Source organism: Agarivorans sp. 1_MG-2023 (assembly GCF_030548385.1).
Taxonomy (GTDB): domain Bacteria; phylum Pseudomonadota; class Gammaproteobacteria; order Enterobacterales; family Celerinatantimonadaceae; genus Agarivorans.
This window is the reverse complement of the sequence record NZ_JAUOSJ010000005.1, coordinates 1-20,473: the sequence shown is the minus strand read 5'-3', so window position 1 is coordinate 20,473 and position 20,473 is coordinate 1. Positions and strand designations below refer to the sequence as shown.

The 20,473-nt window shown below is 42.6% G+C and carries 15 protein-coding genes; 5 read left to right on the top strand and 10 right to left on the bottom strand.

Annotated elements, in window-relative coordinates; genetic code table 11:
* Nucleotides 1–29: 29 nt before the first annotated feature.
* The 4 genes from Q4592_RS08360 to tviB form a co-directional block, all read right to left on the bottom strand.
* Nucleotides 30–1,439, bottom strand: coding sequence for an O-antigen ligase (locus Q4592_RS08360; protein WP_303511896.1), 1,410 nt, complete (start codon nt 1,437–1,439; stop codon nt 30–32).
* Nucleotides 1,397–2,449 carry a GNAT family N-acetyltransferase gene (locus Q4592_RS08355; RefSeq protein WP_303511894.1) on the bottom strand — a complete coding sequence of 351 codons (1,053 nt, stop codon included), beginning with the start codon at nt 2,447–2,449 and terminating at the stop codon, nt 1,397–1,399. The genes Q4592_RS08360 and Q4592_RS08355 overlap by 43 nt, the downstream gene beginning before the upstream one ends.
* Nucleotides 2,450–2,647: 198 nt before the next feature.
* A complete protein-coding gene (locus Q4592_RS08350) occupies nt 2,648–3,670 on the bottom strand; it encodes an SDR family oxidoreductase (RefSeq protein WP_303511893.1) in 1,023 nt (340 codons plus the stop codon).
* A 13-nt stretch (nt 3,671–3,683) separates the two neighbouring features.
* Complete coding sequence (gene tviB / locus Q4592_RS08345) at nt 3,684–4,952, bottom strand: Vi polysaccharide biosynthesis UDP-N-acetylglucosamine C-6 dehydrogenase TviB (protein WP_303511892.1); 1,269 nt, start codon at nt 4,950–4,952, stop codon at nt 3,684–3,686.
* A 176-nt stretch (nt 4,953–5,128) separates the two neighbouring features.
* Here tviB and prsT point away from each other — a divergent pair, with 176 nt between their 5' ends.
* Together prsT and Q4592_RS08335 are read left to right on the top strand one after the other, a co-directional pair.
* The gene (gene prsT / locus Q4592_RS08340) at nt 5,129–7,336 is read left to right on the top strand and encodes an XrtA/PEP-CTERM system TPR-repeat protein PrsT (protein WP_303511890.1); all 2,208 of its coding nucleotides are present in this window, start codon (nt 5,129–5,131) and stop codon (nt 7,334–7,336) included.
* A gap of 87 nt (nt 7,337–7,423) precedes the next feature.
* Nucleotides 7,424–7,888, top strand: a complete 465-nt coding sequence (locus Q4592_RS08335) for a tetratricopeptide repeat protein (RefSeq protein ID WP_303511888.1) — start codon at nt 7,424–7,426, stop codon at nt 7,886–7,888.
* Nucleotides 7,889–7,916: 28 nt separating this feature from the next.
* Here the strand turns inward: Q4592_RS08335 and Q4592_RS08330 are convergent, their stop codons facing one another.
* From Q4592_RS08330 to Q4592_RS08315, 4 genes are all read right to left on the bottom strand, one after another.
* Nucleotides 7,917–8,876: a PEP-CTERM/exosortase system-associated acyltransferase gene (locus Q4592_RS08330; RefSeq protein ID WP_303511887.1), complete on the bottom strand. Its 960-nt coding sequence runs from the start codon at nt 8,874–8,876 to the stop codon at nt 7,917–7,919.
* Nucleotides 8,877–9,031: 155 nt separating this feature from the next.
* Nucleotides 9,032–9,952, bottom strand: a complete 921-nt coding sequence (locus Q4592_RS08325) for a THxN family PEP-CTERM protein (RefSeq protein WP_303511886.1) — start codon at nt 9,950–9,952, stop codon at nt 9,032–9,034.
* Between the two features lie 453 nt (nt 9,953–10,405).
* Nucleotides 10,406–11,308, bottom strand: a complete 903-nt coding sequence (locus Q4592_RS08320) for a THxN family PEP-CTERM protein (RefSeq protein ID WP_137673912.1) — start codon at nt 11,306–11,308, stop codon at nt 10,406–10,408.
* 154 nt (nt 11,309–11,462) lie between these two features.
* Complete coding sequence (locus Q4592_RS08315) at nt 11,463–12,332, bottom strand: ThiF family adenylyltransferase (protein ID WP_303512481.1); 870 nt, start codon at nt 12,330–12,332, stop codon at nt 11,463–11,465.
* Nucleotides 12,333–12,452: 120 nt separating this feature from the next.
* On the opposite strand from Q4592_RS08315, the gene Q4592_RS08310 reads away from it, so the two are divergent.
* Nucleotides 12,453–13,205: a serine protease gene (locus tag Q4592_RS08310; protein WP_303511883.1), complete on the top strand. Its 753-nt coding sequence runs from the start codon at nt 12,453–12,455 to the stop codon at nt 13,203–13,205.
* A gap of 76 nt (nt 13,206–13,281) precedes the next feature.
* Here Q4592_RS08310 and Q4592_RS08305 read toward each other — a convergent pair whose 3' ends face one another.
* Nucleotides 13,282–13,896: a single-stranded DNA-binding protein gene (locus Q4592_RS08305; protein ID WP_137675451.1), complete on the bottom strand. Its 615-nt coding sequence runs from the start codon at nt 13,894–13,896 to the stop codon at nt 13,282–13,284.
* Between the two features lie 52 nt (nt 13,897–13,948).
* Nucleotides 13,949–15,319, bottom strand: a complete 1,371-nt coding sequence (locus Q4592_RS08300) for an MFS transporter (protein ID WP_303511879.1) — start codon at nt 15,317–15,319, stop codon at nt 13,949–13,951.
* A 165-nt stretch (nt 15,320–15,484) separates the two neighbouring features.
* Here Q4592_RS08300 and uvrA point away from each other — a divergent pair, with 165 nt between their 5' ends.
* Nucleotides 15,485–18,313, top strand: a complete 2,829-nt coding sequence (uvrA, locus tag Q4592_RS08295; RefSeq protein ID WP_303511877.1) for an excinuclease ABC subunit UvrA — start codon at nt 15,485–15,487, stop codon at nt 18,311–18,313.
* A 45-nt stretch (nt 18,314–18,358) separates the two neighbouring features.
* Nucleotides 18,359–20,260 (top strand): PglL family O-oligosaccharyltransferase, encoded by a 1,902-nt coding sequence (locus Q4592_RS08290; protein WP_303511875.1) that lies wholly within the window; start codon nt 18,359–18,361, stop codon nt 20,258–20,260.
* Nucleotides 20,261–20,473: the final 213 nt, after the last annotated feature.

Below are 20,473 nucleotides of genomic sequence, written 5' to 3'. Positions count from 1 at the left end.
CCTAATTATTAATTCGCTTTTGTAGACCGTCATAAGCCTACTTTCAAAGTCATATATACAGCAAAAATTACTGCCCAACTATAACCCATGCAACGCCATACCATCTTAGGTGCAAACATTTCGCTCAAATCTGGCCTCATTTTCATTAACCGTAGATGACTGGCTGTTTGCATTCCCATAAAAATAAACATTAATAGTGTAAATTGACGACTCAAGAAAAATGCTGTGACCATAAAGCCCACCATTGAATAAAAAAGGGTTTTATTCAAGTTAACTTCTTCTTGGTATAATTTAGAGGTTTCTTCATCTATTTCTTTTTTTGCAAGCTCTTCTCCACTTGAGTAGTGATTAAAACGTTTTAAGATCAAATAACCCACTAGCATGTTAAGTACTAAAGCTCCTCCCCAAAGGCTATAACCAGGTATCCCAAGCTCACCAGCCACATGCACATAGGAGTTGTGAGCCACTTTACCGTGCTCCTCCATAAAGTTACCCATCCCTACCCCGAATACTGGGTTATGAATAAGCATTTGAATTCCATCGTACCAAGCATCTAGCCTCCCCGCTGCCGAAGACTCAGTGGAAGAGATCCCTCCGAAAGAGGCTAGCAAAGTTGCTGCAATAGGTGCACTCAAACAAATGAATAAAACTAAACGAGCCCCTGCATTACTAATAAGAAAATAGATCCCAATTACTGCGACAGAACCCAACAACGTTCCTCTAGAGCCGGTCATAAATACGCCGTAACCTAAAGCCACAAATATCGCCAGCATCAGTATTTTTGTTAATCCTCCGCCACGACCATAGAAATAAGCCACAAATGGTATATTCATCACCAAAAACATACCTAAGTCATTTGGGTCACTAAAAAAGCCTAAGTAACTGATGCGCATTTCTTCACGACCAACGGTAATACTGTCACCAATACCGATACCAAACTTCCCATTAAATGATGCTTGCTGAATGTGACCGTTATAAACCATGGTTAATGCGGCGAGTATACAAATAAACATAAGTATTCGTTGCCTGCCAGCTGTACAAACTAAAGCACTGTATAGAAAAAATGGAATAATGGAACTAACGAACAAACGTTGAGCCTGGAAAATCCCCCCGGTACCCCAACCATTCAAAAATGCTGAAGCCATAATAAATGGCACTAAGCCCAATAATAAATAGTGCTGGGGATACAGTTTCAGTGGCCGTAGGGTGAGTAATGTCAACCCAAACGACAAAATCGCAAAAACTTTAATGATTATAAAATCAGCCGTCGTTAGCGAAAACTCATGAGGCCTAACTAAAACCGCAATGGTGTATAAGAATAAAAAGAAAAATGCCAAGGGCGCATTTTTTTCCCTAATAGGGAGTTCTCTCCTCCCTAGCCGAGAGCTTTTAACTTCTAAAGGATTTTGTTGACGAGCTTGAATAGTCTTATCCTCCAAGGAGAGTTAATAAAATAAAGATTAGCCATACTAGTTTCTTCAGATGAAAATTTGGCTTTATAGCTCTCGCTTTGTGCACCCATCATAAAATCATAACGCGTAACCGGGTTGTTAATAATGCTCCAAACATGCAAAGCAAAGCCAGGCGAATAACGAGAGTAAGTTTGCTCATCCCAACCAGATTGATAAAAGTACAAATTATTTTGGTCAAGTAAGTAGTAATTTAAGGCTATTGCTTTACCTGCAATGAAGACCCCGCTCATTGCTACATTTTCCGGGCAACCTTTAGCAAACTGCTCATGGAAAGCAATAAAACGAGAATCGGCGAAGGCACCTGCTTTACCTTTCTGTTTCCATCTAGCTTGGTGAAAAGCAATTAATGCTGGCCACTGCAGGTTAACCTCATCGCTGTTAAGCCAAGTAAACTCAGCTTTCTGCTGCTTTAAGGCCTTATCCGCTCGTCGCCATTGCGAACGCCCGTTGCGGCTAAGTTGATTGATTGACCACCCCTCAGAGCTCAACGAATAGCCTCTAGCGCTATTCACAATCAGCTTTGGCTGACTCGCTAAAAGCTCATACAACACACTACTTTGTTTCAAGGCTCGGCAATAAAACACATCTACCTTAAGCTGTGTGAACCATTCTAATATTGCCGGCTGAGCTATGCCCTTATATACAGGGTTAACCAAAACATCTGGATACTCAGAGGCCAGTTCAGCACGCTCTTCTTCCCCTTGAGCCATTACTGATAGCCGTTGCAATTTTAGCCAGCGGCCTTCAACTTGAGAGTAAAATGGGGCCAGAGCAACTAAGGTCTCACCATCAAATCCAGCTAAACAGCTCAAACAACATCCTGAATGCCAGAACTGCTCAGCCCATTGTTTCACCCAACTGCATTGGCTAAACAAACTCGCGCTGCACGTTAATGCTAATTGGTTCCATTGTTGCTCTAAAGAAAACAACTCATCCAAGGTTTCCACGGTTTGCCAACGTAGCTTTGCAGCGCTCATTATTGGCTAACTCGCAGAGCAATCTCTGAGCCTTTGATAATGCACCATGCGTTAAACAATAAAGACAAAAACCAGCGATTATTTTGCCGCTGGTTTATTGCTTGGGTCTCTCTTTCATTCCTTGAAAGGGTCATAGTACTGCTTCAACTCTTTACGCTTTCATAGGCTGTAAGCCAACAGCACCAATCTAATCAAATTTTAGAGAGTAGACTGATTAATGTACCAAGGCATCGCAAGTGCTAAACCTTGTCCAATAGTAAAAGCAGGATCATAGCCAAGCAGTTGATTAGCTTTACTGATATCTGCTCTCGAATGCCTAACATCTCCGGCTCTAAAATCACGATACTCAGGTTTCGCTTCACGCTGTACACCGTGCTGAGCGAGGTTCTCTTTTAGCAAGTCGTATAACTGGGTCAAACTAGTTTGATCATTTAAAGCAACATTAAAGACTTCACTGCTAGATAAACCTGCAGTTGCAGCCAAAATATTCATTTGCACAACGTTGTCGATGAAACAAAAATCTCGACTGGTTTCGCCATCACCATTAATAAACACTTGCTCTTGATCGATCAAGGCCGCTGTCCACTTAGGAATAACTGCGGCATAAGCGCCGTTAGGATCTTGGCGAGGGCCAAACACATTAAAATAACGCAAACCAATAGATGGAAAAGCATAAGTACGCTCAAACACCGAGCTGTATAGCTCATTCACGTACTTGGTCACCGCGTAAGGAGATAAAGGATTACCGATTTTATCTTCAACTTTAGGCAAATCAGGGTGGTCACCATAAGTTGAGCTAGACGCCGCATAAACAAAGGCTGACACCTGTTGCTCTTTGGCGGCCACCAACATGTTTAAGTAACCAGAGATATTCACTTCATTAGTGGTAATGGGATCGTTGATTGAACGAGGAACTGACCCTAATGCAGCTTGATGCAACACGTAATCGGCACCACTAACAAATTGCTTGCAGGTCTCAGGGCTTCGAATATCGCCTTCAATAAATTGAAACTGTTGCCATTGCTGCTCGCTAACTAAACCTTTCACTTCATCAAGGTTATGTTGGTGCCCCGTAGCAAAATTATCTAAGCCAATAACTTTTTGGTTCAGCTTGAGCAAGGCCTCTAACAAGTTAGAGCCTATAAAACCTGCTACACCAGAAATGGCCCATACTTTAGGTTGCGCCTGTAATTGCTCACAAACTTGTTGAAAACGTGTCACTGTTTAGCTCCAATTACAAACGTAAATCGCTAGCATCTGCTGGCAATAGATATTTAAGATCGTAAAGCACGTGCTCAGGCTTACCAAAGGCTCGAATGTCTTCAACTGTCATATCTTTAAACTGCTGATGAGCAACCGCAAGAATAATCGAGTCGTAGCTTCCCGCTACTGGAGACTCAACTAAATCAATACCGTATTCGTCATGACATTCTTGTTTGTCGGCCCATGGGTCATAGGTGTCTACCTGCACACCATAATCTGCAAACTCATGCACAATATCGATAACTTTGGTGTTACGAATATCAGGACAGTTTTCTTTAAACGTTAAGCCCAAAATAAGAATTTTGCTGTTTACTACCGAAATATTGCGTTTAACCATCGCTTTTATACATTGCGATACCACATAACGGCCCATGTTATCGTTGATACGACGTCCCGCTAAAATAACTTCAGGGCGATACCCAATTGATTCAGCTTTATGGGTTAAGTAATACGGATCTACGCCAATACAGTGACCGCCAACTAAACCTGGGCGGAATGGTAAAAAGTTCCATTTGGTGCCGGCGGCTTCCAATACAGCTTCAGTATCAATATCTAAACGATTAAAGATAAGTGCTAATTCATTGATTAAGGCAATGTTTACATCACGCTGAGTGTTTTCAATCACCTTTGCGGCTTCAGCGACTTTAATGCTACTCGCTTTGTGGGTGCCCACAACAACAATCTCGCCATACAAGTTATCTACGATAGTGGCTATTTCTGGAGTAGAACCTGAAGTGATTTTTTTGATGGTAGATACACGGTGGGTTTTATCGCCTGGGTTAATTCGCTCAGGGCTGTAGCCTACATAAAAATCTTTGTTAAATACCAAGCCTGAATTTTTCTCAAGTACCGGTACACACTGCTCTTCAGTTGCGCCTGGGTAAACAGTAGATTCGTAAATAACAATATCGTTAGGCTTTAGTACTTTGGCCACGGTTTCGCTAGCACGTACTAAGGGCGTAAGATCAGGCTGTTTATGCTCGGTGATTGGCGTCGGTACCGTAACGATGAAAACATTACATGCTGCCAAATCTTCAATTTGACAGCTGTACGACATATTGCCTGCAACTTCTTGCAATTCGTCATTGCTAACTTCTTGTGTTAGGTCAACACCTTGTTGTAACTCAGATACCCGCCCGTGGTTAATATCAAAGCCAACTACGCTGCGTTTTTTGGCAAACTCAATAGCTAAAGGCAAGCCAACATAACCTAGACCAATTACGGCAATACTTACGTCCATGTATACATCCATTTAATTTGAAAAACAGTTTTCTAATGCTAATTAAACCGCATATTGAAACAGAAAGTAAGAGCCTTCCTTCAGATAGCAACAAATCACCCCACAAAGTAGGACATAAGCTTAATTAAGCTGTATGATTTTAACGTAATTTATCAATCCAACAAACAGGGAATAATATGAGCAATCATAGGTTTGGAATGAAGAAAATTCTGGCTGCCACAGCCTTAACCATGGCATTAACTGCGTGCGGTGGGGATTCTGCAGAACAGCATTTATCTAAGGCGTCTGGCTATCTAGCTGAGAACAATCAAAACGCCGCTATCATCGAATTAAAAAATGCCATTAAAAAAGATGCGGCCTTGGCTCAAGCTCGTTTAACGCTTGGCGAAATATATTTAGAACGCGGCAACTATTTAGCTGCCGAAAAAGAACTAAATCGCGCTTTAGAACTCAATGCAGAAAAAGAGCAAGTCATTCCGCTTTTGGCCAGAACTTACCTAAATCAAGGTCAACCCGATGAAATAGGTAGCCTGCTGTCAGATAACCGTCCTTTCAAACTAGAAACAGAAACTGAATTACTGGCTATTCATGCTTTAGCACTATTTAGAAACGGACAAATTGATCAAGCGAGAACCACCTTAAGCCAAGCGCAAGAGTTAGGCATTGAAGGCACTTACTCCAAAATGGTGAAAGCCAGTATTTCCGCAGCAGACCAACAACTGGCGAGTGCTAACGAAACCATTAATCAGTTAAGTGAAGAAGCACCCAATAATACCGATGTATGGTTACTTAAAGGTCATTTAGCTTCTCTAGCCGATGATAACACAACCGCAGTACTGGCCTACCAAAAAGCCGTAGAACTGGCACCAGAAGCGGTTCAATTTACTTTGTACTTAGCCCAAGCGATGGTTAAAAACAAACAATTTGATGAAGCTGAACCTTATTTGAATAATATTCTTAAGGTTGCACCTAACCATATGTTAAGTAACCAGTTAAAAGCTTACATTCGCTTTCAGGCAGAAGACTTCGATGCTGCTTTTGAGCTATCAACCAAAGCGCTACAAAATGGTTCACACAACACCGCTACCCAAATTGTGGCCGGCATTTCAGCTTATAAGTTGCAAAAGTATGAACAAGCCCTTACTCAGTTAGAAAGAGTGATCAACAAAGATCCCAACAATGCGTTAGCGCAACGGCTATATGTAACAACTCAGTTTCGAATAGGCCAGCTAGATAGCGCGTTTAACCAACTCAACCAACCCTCTATTGCCGCAGCACAAGATAGCGACTTTTTAAGCACGGTAAGTTTGCAATTAAACCGCTTAGGCAGAACCGAGGAAGCCATTCAAATTGCTGAGAAAGCGGCTCAATCTGGTGGTTTAGCAGAAAAAGCTAAACTTGGTTTACTTAAGTTAAAGCAAAATGATCTCGATGGTATAGAAATTCTCAATGAAGTACTCGCTGAGCAACCTAACCACGCTCAAGCATTTTTAGGATTGCAAACCTATAGCTACCAACAAGGCAATACGGAAGAAGTGCTTAAAGCCCTGAACCAATGGATTGCAGAGCATCCTGCAGATCAAAGCGTTAAGTTATTCAAAGGCGCGATTTTAGAGCAACAAGAGCGTTACGACGAAGCTCTTAACGCCTATCAAGCAATCCTCAAAGATCAGCCTAACGATGTAGCGGCTAAACTATTTAGTTCATCGGTATATGTACAAAAAGGTGAAATTGATAAAGCTTATCAATTAGTTTACGAGGTAAAAGTTGAGCAGCCTGAAAACTTAAGAGCCTTTGAGTTCTTAATGAGCCACGCTTCGCAGATTGATAAGATTGAAGAAGTAAAAAGCTTAATTGATGAACAGCTAGCCACTGCTCCCGAGTCGACCTTGCTGACTGAGCAACTAGGGCGCTATTACTTATTTAAAAAAGATTTTCCCCAGGCAATTACCACCTTTGAGAAAATCGACCCAATGCTAAGAGACGATAGAGTTTGGCAATTAATTGGTGATTTATACCTTCAAGCTGAACAACAAGATAAAGCTGTAGCCACTTTTAAAGAATGGTTAGAGAACTCACCATTGTCATTAGTGGCCTACGTTAAAAACATTAATATTTTAGAAGCAGCGGGAAAACTGAAAGAAGCGGTAAGCCTTAGTACCCAAGCAATGAAGCTGTTTAAAACCAATCAAAAGATCATTTTTGTAAATTCAGTCCTGCAACTAAAAGCTGGAGACGCTGTCGCCAGTCAAGATGCGCTCGATCAACTTGAACCTTTTCAGCTTGAAACGCCAGCAGCTTTGCAACAACAAGGTTACATCTACTTAGTACAAGAAAACTGGCCAGCAGCAATCGAAACATTCGATGCACTTTATAAAAAATAACCTAGCACTCAAACCGCTAATCTACTGATTAAATCCTATAAAAATGCAGGAAACATCGATCAGGCAATTAGCTTTATAAAGTCAGCTATGGAGCAACATAAAGAAGCAGCTCAACCGCTACAACTTCAGCTAGCGGAGCTACAAATGCAAGCTGAGCCAAACGAAGCGTTAGCTCAATATCACGTCATTATTGAAAAAGAACCTGAGAACGTTATTGCATTAAATAACTTGGCTTGGGTTTATCATGAAATGGGCAAACCTGTTGAAGCTTTACTGTATGCTGAAAAAGCCCACATTTTAAAGCCCGACATTCCACAAGTTACCGATACCTACGGTTACATGTTGCTAAAAGCGGGCAAAGTTCAACAAGCCACTGTTGCACTTGAACAAAGCTATCAACAGCAAGCCAGTAACGAGATAGCGCTTCACTACGTAGAAGCACTCATTGCGGACCAACAGACAAAGAAAGCGAAAGGTGTACTGGACAGCCTCAGGAACCTAGAACCTGAACTTACAGATAAAAAAGCTGAACTAGAAGCTCAGCTAAAATAAAGTAGGAATAAGTAGCTGCTAAGTGCGGCTAGCGCGGAAGATAAAGGCCGCTAGACTCAGACCAATTAAAATTCTCCCGCATGGAAATGTTGGGAGATTTTTTTTGTTCAAAAAAAGACGATGAATACATTCTCTTGATGTACTCGTCATTGTCATCATTGTTTCGTGCAGCCAAACACCCTTTCTCTACTTCTTTATCAATGTTATTCATTAATACCTGAAAACCAACAGGTAAGCTGCGAGTTAACATGCCAGTGCTAATGTAGTAAGGCGCACGTAGGCCATGGTAATCAACAGCTGGGCCTAATTGCTCAAACTTAATACCCAAGAAGCTCATACTGCGAGCTAATCGAGGCTCCATCATAACAAAGGCATGGTGAGTGCCAGCTCGCACAGCTAGAGCTGCAATGGACAAATACAAACCAATTGCTAAAAAAGGAAAGCAACGTAACTCTTCCTCAGAATAGGTTTGCTCGTTAATAGCACCAGAAGCGGCACCCTCAAAATTATCAGCCTTACGACGGCGAAATTGAGGGCGAACAGCCAAACGAGAAATTTCACAAATCTCGCTTCGGTCAAACTGGGAGGGATGAACCTTAGCGTTTTTAATAGCTTCAGAACAAAATGTTTCAATCGGTAACAATTCACTTTTACTCGTTGGAGAAACTATTCGCACACAACCGGCGAAGTTAGAACTAGGTTTGTGTTCAATGAGGCAAAAGCGGGAGTAATCGTCAAATTCATCTTGTTCCATACCGTCATCACGAACGGGCTCAAAATTGAGTTCTTCGCAATATACGTCGTGACGAATTTTAAAAGCTTCGTTAACTATATCTGGTTTAAAGGCAACAACGGGGCGGAGGAACTCAGCAAAATGTTCGGCGATAAGTTTAGCTTCACGCTTCACCAACATCGAAATCCCACCTCTTACAGCTGCCCCCAAAATCGGCATAGTGGATAGTTTTTTCACATATTTGTTACGGATCATATCGGGCTCTCTAAGCTGTTTAATTATCTATTTACAACACTTAAGCCTTAGAAAAATTATGAATTGAATTAAAGCAGGCTTGAAAAAAACAAAGCGCAGAACTAGGCTGCGCTTTGGGTATTCAATGCTAATAGTTAGCGACTTTTAAATAAGCATTATGCACGGCGACGAACTGACGCCAAACCTAACAAGCCTAGACCAAAGATAGCTAAAGTGCCTGGCTCTGTTACTTGAGCAGCAGAGATAGCGAAACCAGCTTTTAATTCATTGGTTTTATCTTCTTCTGTTAGGAAGCCGATACAAGTAGCATTTGGACCACAATCAATATCACCCAACACTTCTAAACCTTGAAGGCGAGTAGTAAGCGTGTATACGTAGTCATCGTAGCCAGGGATTGGCAATACAAAGCTGTTTTGAAGGTAGATATCATCACCAACTTCAGTGTAGGTAACATCTGGGCCTAGCACTAAAGTGAATAAATCTGAACAACCTTCTTGGTTAATACCTACTGCACCAACTAGTTGGGTAGGTTCGTACTTACAGATGTCGTTCGTAGGAGTGTTATAAGTTTCTTCGAAGATAACACCAAATTGTAGTACTGGTGCTGGCGCTAGTGGGAAAGCAACTGGCGCTGTAGGCGCTAGGAACAAACCATCAAATAAGGTAGCCGCAACTAAAGTATCACCGGTAACGCCCCAGTTTTCATGTACAAGACCAGTACCTTCAGAGAATACCAATGCACCAACACCGTCGACAACACTAGTAGTAACAGTACCTTCTTTAGCTTCTTCAATCGCTAAAGCGCTTTTCTTCAAATCTGGGTTTTCAGCACCGTAAGGTACACCCCATTCAAGCGTTTTAGGTAATTCACCACCAAACAAACCAACTGGATCAAATTCGTCACGAGTAGCACCAGAAGCATCAATTCCGGTAGGGTCAATAGAACCGGCATCTGAAGTCCACTGGTCAAAACCAGCATCATTTAAATAGTCCCAATCAGTAATAAGAGCAGAATTTGCAGCAACGCTTGCAAAACTTAAGCTAGCTGCCAAGCATGTTAGTTTTAATTTGTTCATGTCACCCATCCATTTGGTTAGTACGATTCAAGATACAACCTGTACATAGCAATCTAAGTGCCAGTTTTAAAAACCCTTTTAAAACAATATTTTAACAAAAACAAAACCCATTGATAAAACGTTGATGTAAAGATTACTGACATAAAAAACTAAAGCATTTATTGAATAAAGTACTCATAGGATCCCTAATTCCACTGCCACTTTCACGGGCTAACGTCGTTTTCGCCAAAAGCTTTTAAGTGCTTGCTTACAGGCATGTCAGTTAAACCATGAGCAATTCATTAACGTTTAGTTAACCGTTAACAATGTACGATAAGCCTTGAGGATAAAAAGGTGACTTGTAGTAAAGGGGAACCAAATAGCTTGGTACAGTTTCTTATTGCAGGAGCGGTATTGGAAGGAAAACAAGCAACTACTGCTACTAGCAGCAGTTGCTTTAAACACTAGCAGTGATTAAGCGCGGCGACGAACAGATGCCAAACCTAATAAGCCCAAACCAAAGATGGCTAAAGTGCCTGGCTCTGTTACTTTTGCAGCAGAGATAGCAAAAGCAGCTTCTAGTTGGTTGGTTTGGTTTTCTTCAGTCAAGAAACCAATACAAGTAGCATCAGGCCCACAATCTAAACCATCTAGTACTTCTAAGCCCTGTAAGCGAGTCGTTAACGTATAAACATAATCATCAAAACCAGGGATTGGTAATATGAAACTGTTTTGAAGGTAGATATCTCCACCAACTTCAGAAAAAGTAACGCCGTCATCCAACACTAAAGTGAATAGATCTGAACAACCGGCTTCATTAACACCCGCCTCACCTACTTTAGTATCACCGTATTTACACACGTTATTTGTTGGTGTGTTATAGGTTTCTTCAAATAGCACATCAAATTCAAGTACTGGCGCAGGAAGTGCAGGGCCTACAAAAGGTGCTAGAGGCTGCAAGAACAAACCATCAAACAAAACCGCTGACGATAAAGTATTACCTGTTACGCCCCAGTTTTCGTGAGTAAGACCGGTGCCTGTTACAAAATCTAAAGATGCTACATCACCTGGCGCGCTGGTGTTTACTTGGCCAGACTGAGCATCATCGATCACAAGAGAACTCTTTTGCAATAAAGGATTCACTGCACCATATGGGTCACCCCACGCTAAGCTCTTAGGAAGCTCGCCACCAAAAAGAACATCAAAATCATCTAGTGTTGCACCGTCGGTGTCTATACCAACTTGGCCAGCACGAGAACTCCACTCTTTAAAACCCGCATCATTTGCGTAGTTCCATTCAGTAATCAGTTCCGCACTAGCAGAAATACTTGCTAATCCTAAGCTAACTGCTAAGCAAGCATGTTTCAGTTTGTTCATGTAACCCATCCGTTTGGTAAAATCGTTTATAAATAACGGTGGGCTTAAAGCAATAAGTAAGCCAAGATTAAAAATCAAATATTTACAACAACTTAAACTATATTAATACAAATATAGATAACATTTTGTAAAACTTACTGACACCAAGTCACAGTTAAGCACCGCCACTCAATACTATTTTTTTCGCCACACCAAATACAATACGCTGCAGTGGGTTGCGGTTACCCATTGGCCGCCAAGTTTTTTTGAAACGATTTCGGTAGGCATCAAAGTGCAAACCGTAAGGAGCAGTAATTAACTCACCTCTATTCAATAATATTTTGAGCACATAAGTGCCGGCAATTCCCCCACACATTTTCACAGCCATAGGCATCGACGGGCCTTTTTTAGCGTGGAAGTCCGCTTTACTAGGGTCAACTAAGTATGGTCGCTGTAACATAGCGGGCGAAAGTCCAATCAAGAATTTAATGTATTGCTCATTTTCACTGCTTGCATCCTCAAAGCGAAAATACTCTTCATAGGTCATTCCTCCCGGCATAAAGCAAAGAAATGCGCAGCCCATACCCAAAGGAGCTGCGGTTACTAGCGGTATATTTTTTTCCAAACACTTTTGAAAAACCAACTTACGCGCCGATAGCGCAAAAAAATCTAAGCTATCTACATATACATCAATGCCATCTAAAAATTCATCAACATTATGTTCGAAAATACCTTCAGGGAAAGACTTCACTTCCGCTTCTGGATTAATATCCAAGCAAACTTGTTCCATCACTTTAACTTTATCTTGGCCCACCGTAGACATAAACGCCCCAGCCTGGCGGTTAAAGTTATGGACTTCATATTCATCAAAATCAGAGATATGAAACTTGCCAACCCCCAACCTTGCTAACGTCACTATGTGTTCACTACCCACGCCCCCGGCTCCAGCCATAGCCACACGCTTACCACGCAGTATCTGTTGCTCTGCATCTGTAACCCAGCCAATATTTCTGGAGAACGCATCTTCGTAATTAAAACTCATCATCATTTGGCCTTTTTCGCTTCACAGTATTACGCACTACACAAACCTAGTCGCTTTTATACTAACTTGCTCTAGTACCGAGTAAAAATTAAGATGAAATAGTCTCTCAAGGAAGAATATAGTATGAAACTAGCCTTCATTATTGCCATCGCTTCATTTTTATCGATGTTTAGCGCTGGCGCGTTAAGCGATCTTGCTGACACTATAGAAAGAATTAAACCTTCTGTAGTTGGCGTTGGCACCTACAACAAGCTTAACTCACCGCGTGCAAACCTTAGAGGAACAGGGTTTGTGGTTGGACCTCATTTAATTGCTACTAATGCTCATGTCATTCCCAAAAGCCTAAATCAACAGCAGAATGAAAAACTCGTAGTATTTGTTGGGCAAGGTCGTTCGCCTGAAATACGAATAGCCAGTTTGGTGGCAAGCAATCAGAAACATGATTTAGCGCTGCTAAAAATTGAAGGTAAAGCCCTAAAAGCGATGGGCCTGTCTAATAAAAAGGTGCGCGAAGGAGAACTATATGCCTTCACTGGGTTTCCTATTGGTGCGGTATTGGGACTTTACCCCGTTACTCACCGCGGTATTATTTCGAGTATAACGCCAGTGGTGATACCCGCCCGAAATGCCAGCGAGCTAAACTTAGCACAACTTAAAAGACTTAAGTCACCGTATAACATCTATCAATTAGACGCTACCGCCTACCCGGGTAACAGCGGCAGCCCTTTATATCACCCTGAAACGGGTGCAGTAATCGCAATCATTAACAAGGTGTTTGTGAAAACGACTAAAGAGGCAGTGCTGGCTGACCCTAGTGCTATTAGTTATGCCATTCCAGTCACTCACCTAAAGCAGTTAATCAATTCACTTAAATAGTGAGTACAACTAAATAAGCTATAGATACTAAAAAGCCTCAATTTCTTGAGGCTTTTTATTTTTAGCTCTTAGCAGCCTAGAACGGGATATCGTCGTCAAAATCCATTGGCGGCTCGTTAAACTGTGGTGCAGCTTGTTGAGGCGCTTGTTGCGGAGCAGCAGGCTTAGCTTGTTGCTGATAGCCACCTTGCTGAGGCGCAGCCTGTTGTTGCGGCGCTTGCTGCTGGAAACCACCTTGTTGTGCGGTAGGAGCAGCCTGTGGAGCTGCTTGCTGTTGGCCACCCCAGTTATTTTGCTGCTGTGGCGCTCCACCCATGCTTTGACCTTGACCACCGCCTTGGCGACCACCTAGCATTTGCATTACGCCATTAAAGCCTTGAACAACTACCTCTGTTGAGTAGCGGTCTTGACCATTTTGGTCTTGCCACTTACGCGTTTGTAATTGGCCTTCAATATAAACCTGTGAACCTTTTTTAAGATATTCACCAGCTACTTCGGCCAGTTTGCCAAACAACACTACGCGGTGCCATTCTGTGCGTTCTTTCTGTTCACCACTTTGCTTGTCTCTCCAGCTTTCTGAAGTAGCAATAGTAATATTGGCGACGGCCCCGCCGTTTGGCATAAAACGTACTTCAGGATCTTGTCCTAAGTTACCAACCAAAATTACTTTATTAATGCCCCGAGTGGCCATGTATATCGCTCCTATATTCTATCTGTTGTGGCGAGGAAGACCCGCTATCATACTAGGCTGCTCGCACCAAATCCAATGCTCTAGCCAATTCAAATTCTTTTGTTTTCACTTTGAGGTAGACAGTACGGTCACTGGAAATCACTACCGCTTCTACAACCCCAGGTAATACCTGCAGTTTTGCCAATAAACTCGCTGGTTGGTCGGCAGATGATATCGCCAACGAATAACTTTTTATGCCACTTTGCGCACGCATTCCTAAACTAACAACTAACCAAATAAGCAGCAAAGCAATAGCAAACAGGCTTACTCCATACGCACCTGCTGCCATATACAAGGCTCCAGCACTAGAACCGCCAATAAACGCCCCTAGAAATTGACTGGTAGAAAACACCCCTAAAGCAGCGCCTTTATTACCTGGAGGCGCTAGATTAGAAATAAGCGCAGGTAAGCTCGCTTCTAAATAATTAAAGCCGATAAAAAAAATCGCTAAAATTGCGCCTAACAACCAAATAGACGATACATCAACTAACAGTAGTGCATTAGCCAATAGCAATAAGCTAATTGCAAACAAAAAGTAACCACGTTGCTGATTACGTTTAGCGGCAATAATAAGTAACGGCACCATTAATACGAACGACACTAATACTGCAGGTAAATACACTTGCCAATGACTGGCGGCTTCTAGTCCTGCATCCACCAAACGTAGTGGCATCACCACAAATAGTGCGGTCAATACTAGGTGTAGCGTAAATACCCCCCAATCTAAACGCAGTAATTGAGGGTGTTTGAGTAGTTTGAACATTTGAGCAGAGTTAGCACTCACTTCACCACTAGGGGCTTTAGAGTGAGCATTTGGCACAGCAAATTGCACCACCAACATAGCCGCTAACGATAAGCCAGCAATTAACCAAAACAACCCCGATAAACCTAGCAGTGCAGACACTATAGGCCCAAGCACTAAAGATGCTGCAAAAGATAAACCAATGCTTACCCCAATAAACGCCATCACCTTGGCACGCTGGGTCTCTCGGCTTAAGTCTGCGGCCAGCGCCATAACCGTACTCGCAATTGCCCCCATGCCTTGCAAAGCTCGCCCAATAGCAACGCCATGAATCGATTCCGCCATAGCGGCCACCACTGAGCCTAATGCAAAAATGCTCAAACCTAAAAAGATAACCGGTTTTCTACCAATGCGGTCCGATAGCCACCCCATAGGGATTTGAAACATAGCTTGAGTTAAGCCATAAGCGCCAATAGATAAGCCAACCCAAAGCGGCGAAAAACCTTTTAACTCTTGACCATACACAGCCAAAACCGGCATTAACATAAACAAGCCAGCCATGCGCAAAGCAAACAACAGCGCAAGCGAATAAGCACCGCGTTTTTCAGTAGGATTTAAACCTTCTTCCACAGCTATAACCATAAAAAATTCGTCAATTGAGAACCGGCAATGCTAACACAGGCACTTGGCTGCAAACCAGCTTAAGATTGCGGCCTTACTATTACTTCATCCACACCAGCAGAACGGCGCATTTCAATAAATAATGTGTAATACTGGGCGATTTACTGCAGCAATGATCAGGTAACAATGGACAGTATCGATATTAGAGGTGCACGCACCCACAACCTCAAGAACATTTCGCTTACCCTCCCGCGCGACAAGCTTATTGTTATTACTGGGCTCTCTGGTTCGGGGAAGTCATCGCTAGCATTTGATACCCTCTACGCTGAAGGTCAGCGCCGTTATGTAGAATCTCTTTCAGCTTATGCGCGTCAATTTTTGTCATTGATGGAAAAGCCCGATGTTGACCATATTGAAGGTTTATCTCCGGCAATCTCCATTGAACAAAAATCTACCTCACATAATCCGCGCTCTACTGTTGGTACGATTACTGAAATTTATGATTACTTAAGATTATTGTATGCGCGAGTGGGCGAGCCACGCTGCCCGCATCACCATCAACCCTTGGCTGCACAAACCATTAGTCAAATGGTAGACAAAGTGTTTGAAGAGCCAGAGAACAGCAAACTGATGTTGCTGGCGCCCATTGTTCGAGACCGTAAAGGCGAACATGTAAAAACCCTAGAAAACCTTGCTGCTCAAGGCTTTATTCGTGCACGAATAGATGGCGAAGTCTGTGACTTAAGCGATCCTCCAGAGCTAGAGCTGCATAAAAAACACAATATTGAAGTGGTTATCGACCGTTTTAAAGTACGCGCTAGCGATGACTTATCTCAACGCTTAGCCGAGTCATTCGAAACGGCGCTAGAACTTGCTGAAGGCACAGCCATTTTGGTAGATATGGATAGTGGTGAAACCCGCCAGCTATTTTCCGCCAACTTTGCCTGTCCAGTATGTGGTTACAGCATGACAGAGCTAGAGCCTCGGATCTTTTCGTTTAATAACCCTGCTGGCGCTTGTCAAACCTGTGATGGCTTAGGTGTAGATCAGTTTTTTGATGATAACAAAGTCATCGTAAATTCGAGTTTGAGCCTGTCGGGCGGAGCCATACGCGGCTGGGACAAACGCAACTTTTACTATTACCAAATGCTTAAATCTTTAGCAGCTCACTTTGAGTTCGACTTAGAAACTGCCTTTGAAGAACTCAGTGAAAAACACCAAAAAGTCGTTTTGCATGGTTCAGGTCGTACTAGCATTGAATTTAAGTACATGAATGATCGCGGCGACGTAACCGTGCGCAAACATCCCTTTGAAGGGATAATCCCCAATATGCGTCGCCGTTACAAAGAAACAGAGTCTAATGCCGTACGGGAAGAACTAGCGAAGTTCATTAGTAATCAAAACTGTCCAAGCTGTAACGGTAGTCGCCTACGCGAAGAAGCCAGAAATGTGTTTATTGGCACTACCAACCTGCCAGAAGTCAGCTGTAAATCCATTGGCGAAGCCATGGAGTTTTTTGACTCACTCAGCCTGACCGGACAACGCGCACAAATTGCCGACAAAATTCTCAAGGAAATCTGTGAACGCTTAAACTTCTTAATTAACGTTGGCCTAGATTACCTTTCATTAGATCGCAGCGCAGATACTTTATCAGGCGGTGAAGCTCAGCGCATTCGACTTGCCAGCCAAATTGGGGCGGGCCTTGTTGGCGTAATGTACGTACTTGATGAACCTTCGATTGGTTTACACCAGCGTGATAACGAAAGATTACTCGCTACCCTCAATCATCTACGGGATTTGGGCAATACCGTAATAGTGGTTGAACACGATGAAGATGCCATTCGCGCCGCCGATTATATTGTTGATATTGGTCCTGGAGCAGGTGTGCATGGTGGCGAAATTGTTGCTCAAGGTACTTATCAACAAGTCATAGACACCCCCGATTCACTCACCGGACAATATTTGTCGGGCGTTAAGGCAATAGATGTTCCCGCAAAACGGCATCCTGTAGGTAAAGACTGGTTAAAGGTGCTTGGCGCAAGTGGCAATAACCTCAAAGACGTTGATCTAGCGATTCCACTAGGCTTGTTAACCTGTGTTACAGGCGTATCAGGCAGCGGAAAATCTACCTTAATTAATGACACCTTATATAAAATTGCCCAGAAAGAGCTCAACGGTGCCGCCGGTGAAGACATCGCCCCACACAAAGCCGTTGAGGGCCTAGACAAGCTCGACAAAGTTGTCGATATTGACCAGAGTCCGATTGGCCGAACACCTCGTTCTAACCCAGCAACTTACACAGGTATTTTCACACCCATTCGCGAGTTATTTGCTGCGACTCAAGAATCACGTTCTCGCGGCTACAAACCTGGCCGATTTAGCTTTAACGTAAAAGGCGGTCGCTGTGAAGCGTGTCAAGGTGACGGCGTAATAAAAGTTGAAATGCACTTTTTACCCGACGTTTATGTGCCCTGTGATGTATGTAAAAGCAAACGCTACAACCGCGAAACACTAGAGATAAAATACAAAGGTAAAAGTATTCACCAGATCTTGGATATGACTGTTGAAGAAGCTCGCCCATTCTTTGATGCTGTGCCAGCGATCGCTAGGAAATTACAAACGCTGATTGATGTTGGTTTAACGTACATAAAGCTAGGCCAATCAGCGACCACCTTATCCGGCGGTGAAGCTCAGCGAGTAAAACTGGCTCGAGAACTCAGCAAACGAGACACCGGCCAAACCTTGTATATATTAGATGAGCCAACCACTGGTTTGCACTTCCACGATATTGAATTGCTGTTAGAAGTGATTCACCGCTTACGCGACCACGGAAACACCATTGTAGTAATTGAACACAACTTAGATGTGGTGAAAACCGCAGACTGGGTGGTAGATCTTGGCCCTGAAGGTGGTAAAGGCGGAGGAGAAATCCTGATAGCTGGAACACCAGAAGATATAGTAAAAGAACAACGCTCTCATACCGCTCGCTTCTTAAAGCCAATGTTAAACAAATAGTGATTGAAAGGGCACTTGATGCTCGCATTTTTCAAAGGAAATGATATGTCAGCCAAGTTGACACTAGAACGTTGTTTTATTTATGTATTTGCCGTGATGATGCTTGTAGGTATGCATTACTTCCAACATAACCAAGGTGGTACCGGCCTCGCGCTTCCATTTAACTTAGTAGTATGGATGTTCGCTTCAGTGCTTATTGGCATTGGTCTTATTAAAGTTAGTGCTGCAGAGCAACTACGATACAACCAACCTTTAATTGTTCTTCTCGCTGGTGTTGGCCTTCTTTGGATTCCGTTGTTTTATCCAAATGCTGAGTTCGGCGAGTTCGCCTTAGATAGACTAATCGGATTATCCGCGGGCCTTTTGCTTATTTTTGCGTTTATGCAGTTAGAACTAACACGTAAAGACTGGCACCTATTGCTGTTTCTAATTGTCGCGGGGGCCTTAATCGAAAGTGCTTACGCTTTATCTCAGATGTACCTGCTCACTGAAGGTAATTGGGTTGGCTTTAATGTCAATTCCACCCGTGCGGCCGGAATTTTTCAGCAACCCAACGTACTAGGTACCTTTGTCTTATTTGGACCTTTAGCGTCTGCATGGTTAATTTCTGATAAAGCGATAACGACCAAAGCCCAGCTTACTCTAGTGGCTGTAACCAGCTTTCTAGCGGCCTGGGTATGTTTCTTATCAGGATCAAGAACCACTACCCTCTCCTTGTTTTTAATTTTGCCGCTACTAGCTCCTTATCTATTTAAAACCTCAAAAAAGAAAGAATTGAGAGTATGGTTATGCTGCATTGCTCTGGGTGTAGTAGCTTCAAGTATTCCCGAAATGCTCGGTGAATCAGTTGCACGTGACGCCATAGGTGGTGTTACAACAGCCTACCGAATCACCATGTTAGAAGTAAGCTGGGAATTATTTAAACAACAACCTTTACTTGGTTGGGGTTATGGCGGATATGATGGGGTATATCATGAAGCGCAGGCTCTGTTAAACCAGCAAAACATTATAGATGGCTATCATTTCAATGTTGCTCACCCTCATAACGAACTAGCTTATTGGGCCGTCGAAGGCGGAATACTTCCTATTCTAGTATTGCTGACATTGGCCGGATACTGCTTAAAACTTTGGTTTACCAAAGGCTGGCAGAAAGGTCTCTTCTACTTTGCTATTCTATTGCCAAGCTTATTGCATAGCATGACCGAGCTTCCGTTTTATCACTCATCAATACTGTGGGTTTTGTTTTGTATAGTGCTAGCTAAAACATTTATGGAAAGTGGCAAAATCATCGTCATAGGTTTCCCTGCTAAATTTGCTCCAAAAATATTCGGCGTGTTAATACCATTATTCACGGTGATCTTCATGGTCTCCGGTTTACAAAGTATTAAGCTCAACAAGGACTATGAACGTACTGGCAGTGTAGATGTAACTTACTTAGAGAAAGTAAGCAATCCCTTACCAATTCAAACACGTTACGAGTTTAACGCCATGGTATTTAGACTAAAAGCAGCGATTGGTTTAGGTTTGCCAGAAGAACTACATGGCTATCTAGCATGGTCAGAGAAATTGATGCGCCGCCAAACACGTACTGAGCAATTCTATAATCATCACCTAGCCTTAACAGCTCTTAATAGGAATGATGAAGCTGACGCACTGTATCAACACGCCTTAAAGATTTACCCTGATAATCAACGAGTTTCATACCGCTATATCCATGCCTATAACTATGGTGAAGAAGCTTTAGAGGAGTATGTTAAATGGAACAACTCACTTAGCGCTGACGAATTATCACCTGAATTATTCGTACACAAAATAAATGCACTAGTACAGCTGGATAAAATCAAGCTGGCTGTTGATGCTCTTATTGCTGGGCAAACACAGTTTCCTCAAGAGTTAAATCTTAATAGTGTCCCTAGACTTAAACCTTATGTGCGTATTGAAGGTTAGCGTTAACTACTAGAGGGAGTTTATCTCCCTCTAAAAACCGCTTTATACAGCTCAGCACTAAATCACCACAGATACCTTCCTTTAAACTAAATAAAATGTGCATGCCGGCATGCACATTTTATTGGGCACCTCGGTAGCGATGACTTTATAGTGATTTTTACCCGACAAGGCTGGCAACCGTCGGTACTGCAATTGCTCAATCAGTTTGATTCT

What these genes read in the sequence shown, in the direction of transcription:
- tviB (WP_303511892.1), bottom strand. Translation starts at nt 4,952, where the DNA reads ATGGACGTAAGTATTGCCGTAATTGGTCTAGGTTATGTTGGCTTGCCT.
- Q4592_RS08310 (WP_303511883.1), top strand. Translation starts at nt 12,453, where the DNA reads ATGAAACTAGCCTTCATTATTGCCATCGCTTCATTTTTATCGATGTTT.
- uvrA (WP_303511877.1), top strand. Translation starts at nt 15,485, where the DNA reads ATGGACAGTATCGATATTAGAGGTGCACGCACCCACAACCTCAAGAAC.
- Q4592_RS08335 (WP_303511888.1), top strand. Translation starts at nt 7,424, where the DNA reads ATGGAGCAACATAAAGAAGCAGCTCAACCGCTACAACTTCAGCTAGCG.
- Q4592_RS08300 (WP_303511879.1), bottom strand. Translation starts at nt 15,319, where the DNA reads ATGGTTATAGCTGTGGAAGAAGGTTTAAATCCTACTGAAAAACGCGGT.
- prsT (WP_303511890.1), top strand. Translation starts at nt 5,129, where the DNA reads ATGAGCAATCATAGGTTTGGAATGAAGAAAATTCTGGCTGCCACAGCC.
- Q4592_RS08355 (WP_303511894.1), bottom strand. Translation starts at nt 2,449, where the DNA reads ATGAGCGCTGCAAAGCTACGTTGGCAAACCGTGGAAACCTTGGATGAG.
- Q4592_RS08315 (WP_303512481.1), bottom strand. Translation starts at nt 12,332, where the DNA reads ATGATGAGTTTTAATTACGAAGATGCGTTCTCCAGAAATATTGGCTGG.
- Q4592_RS08330 (WP_303511887.1), bottom strand. Translation starts at nt 8,876, where the DNA reads ATGATCCGTAACAAATATGTGAAAAAACTATCCACTATGCCGATTTTG.
- Q4592_RS08290 (WP_303511875.1), top strand. Translation starts at nt 18,359, where the DNA reads ATGTCAGCCAAGTTGACACTAGAACGTTGTTTTATTTATGTATTTGCC.
- Q4592_RS08305 (WP_137675451.1), bottom strand. Translation starts at nt 13,896, where the DNA reads ATGGCCACTCGGGGCATTAATAAAGTAATTTTGGTTGGTAACTTAGGA.
- Q4592_RS08320 (WP_137673912.1), bottom strand. Translation starts at nt 11,308, where the DNA reads ATGAACAAACTGAAACATGCTTGCTTAGCAGTTAGCTTAGGATTAGCA.
- Q4592_RS08325 (WP_303511886.1), bottom strand. Translation starts at nt 9,952, where the DNA reads ATGAACAAATTAAAACTAACATGCTTGGCAGCTAGCTTAAGTTTTGCA.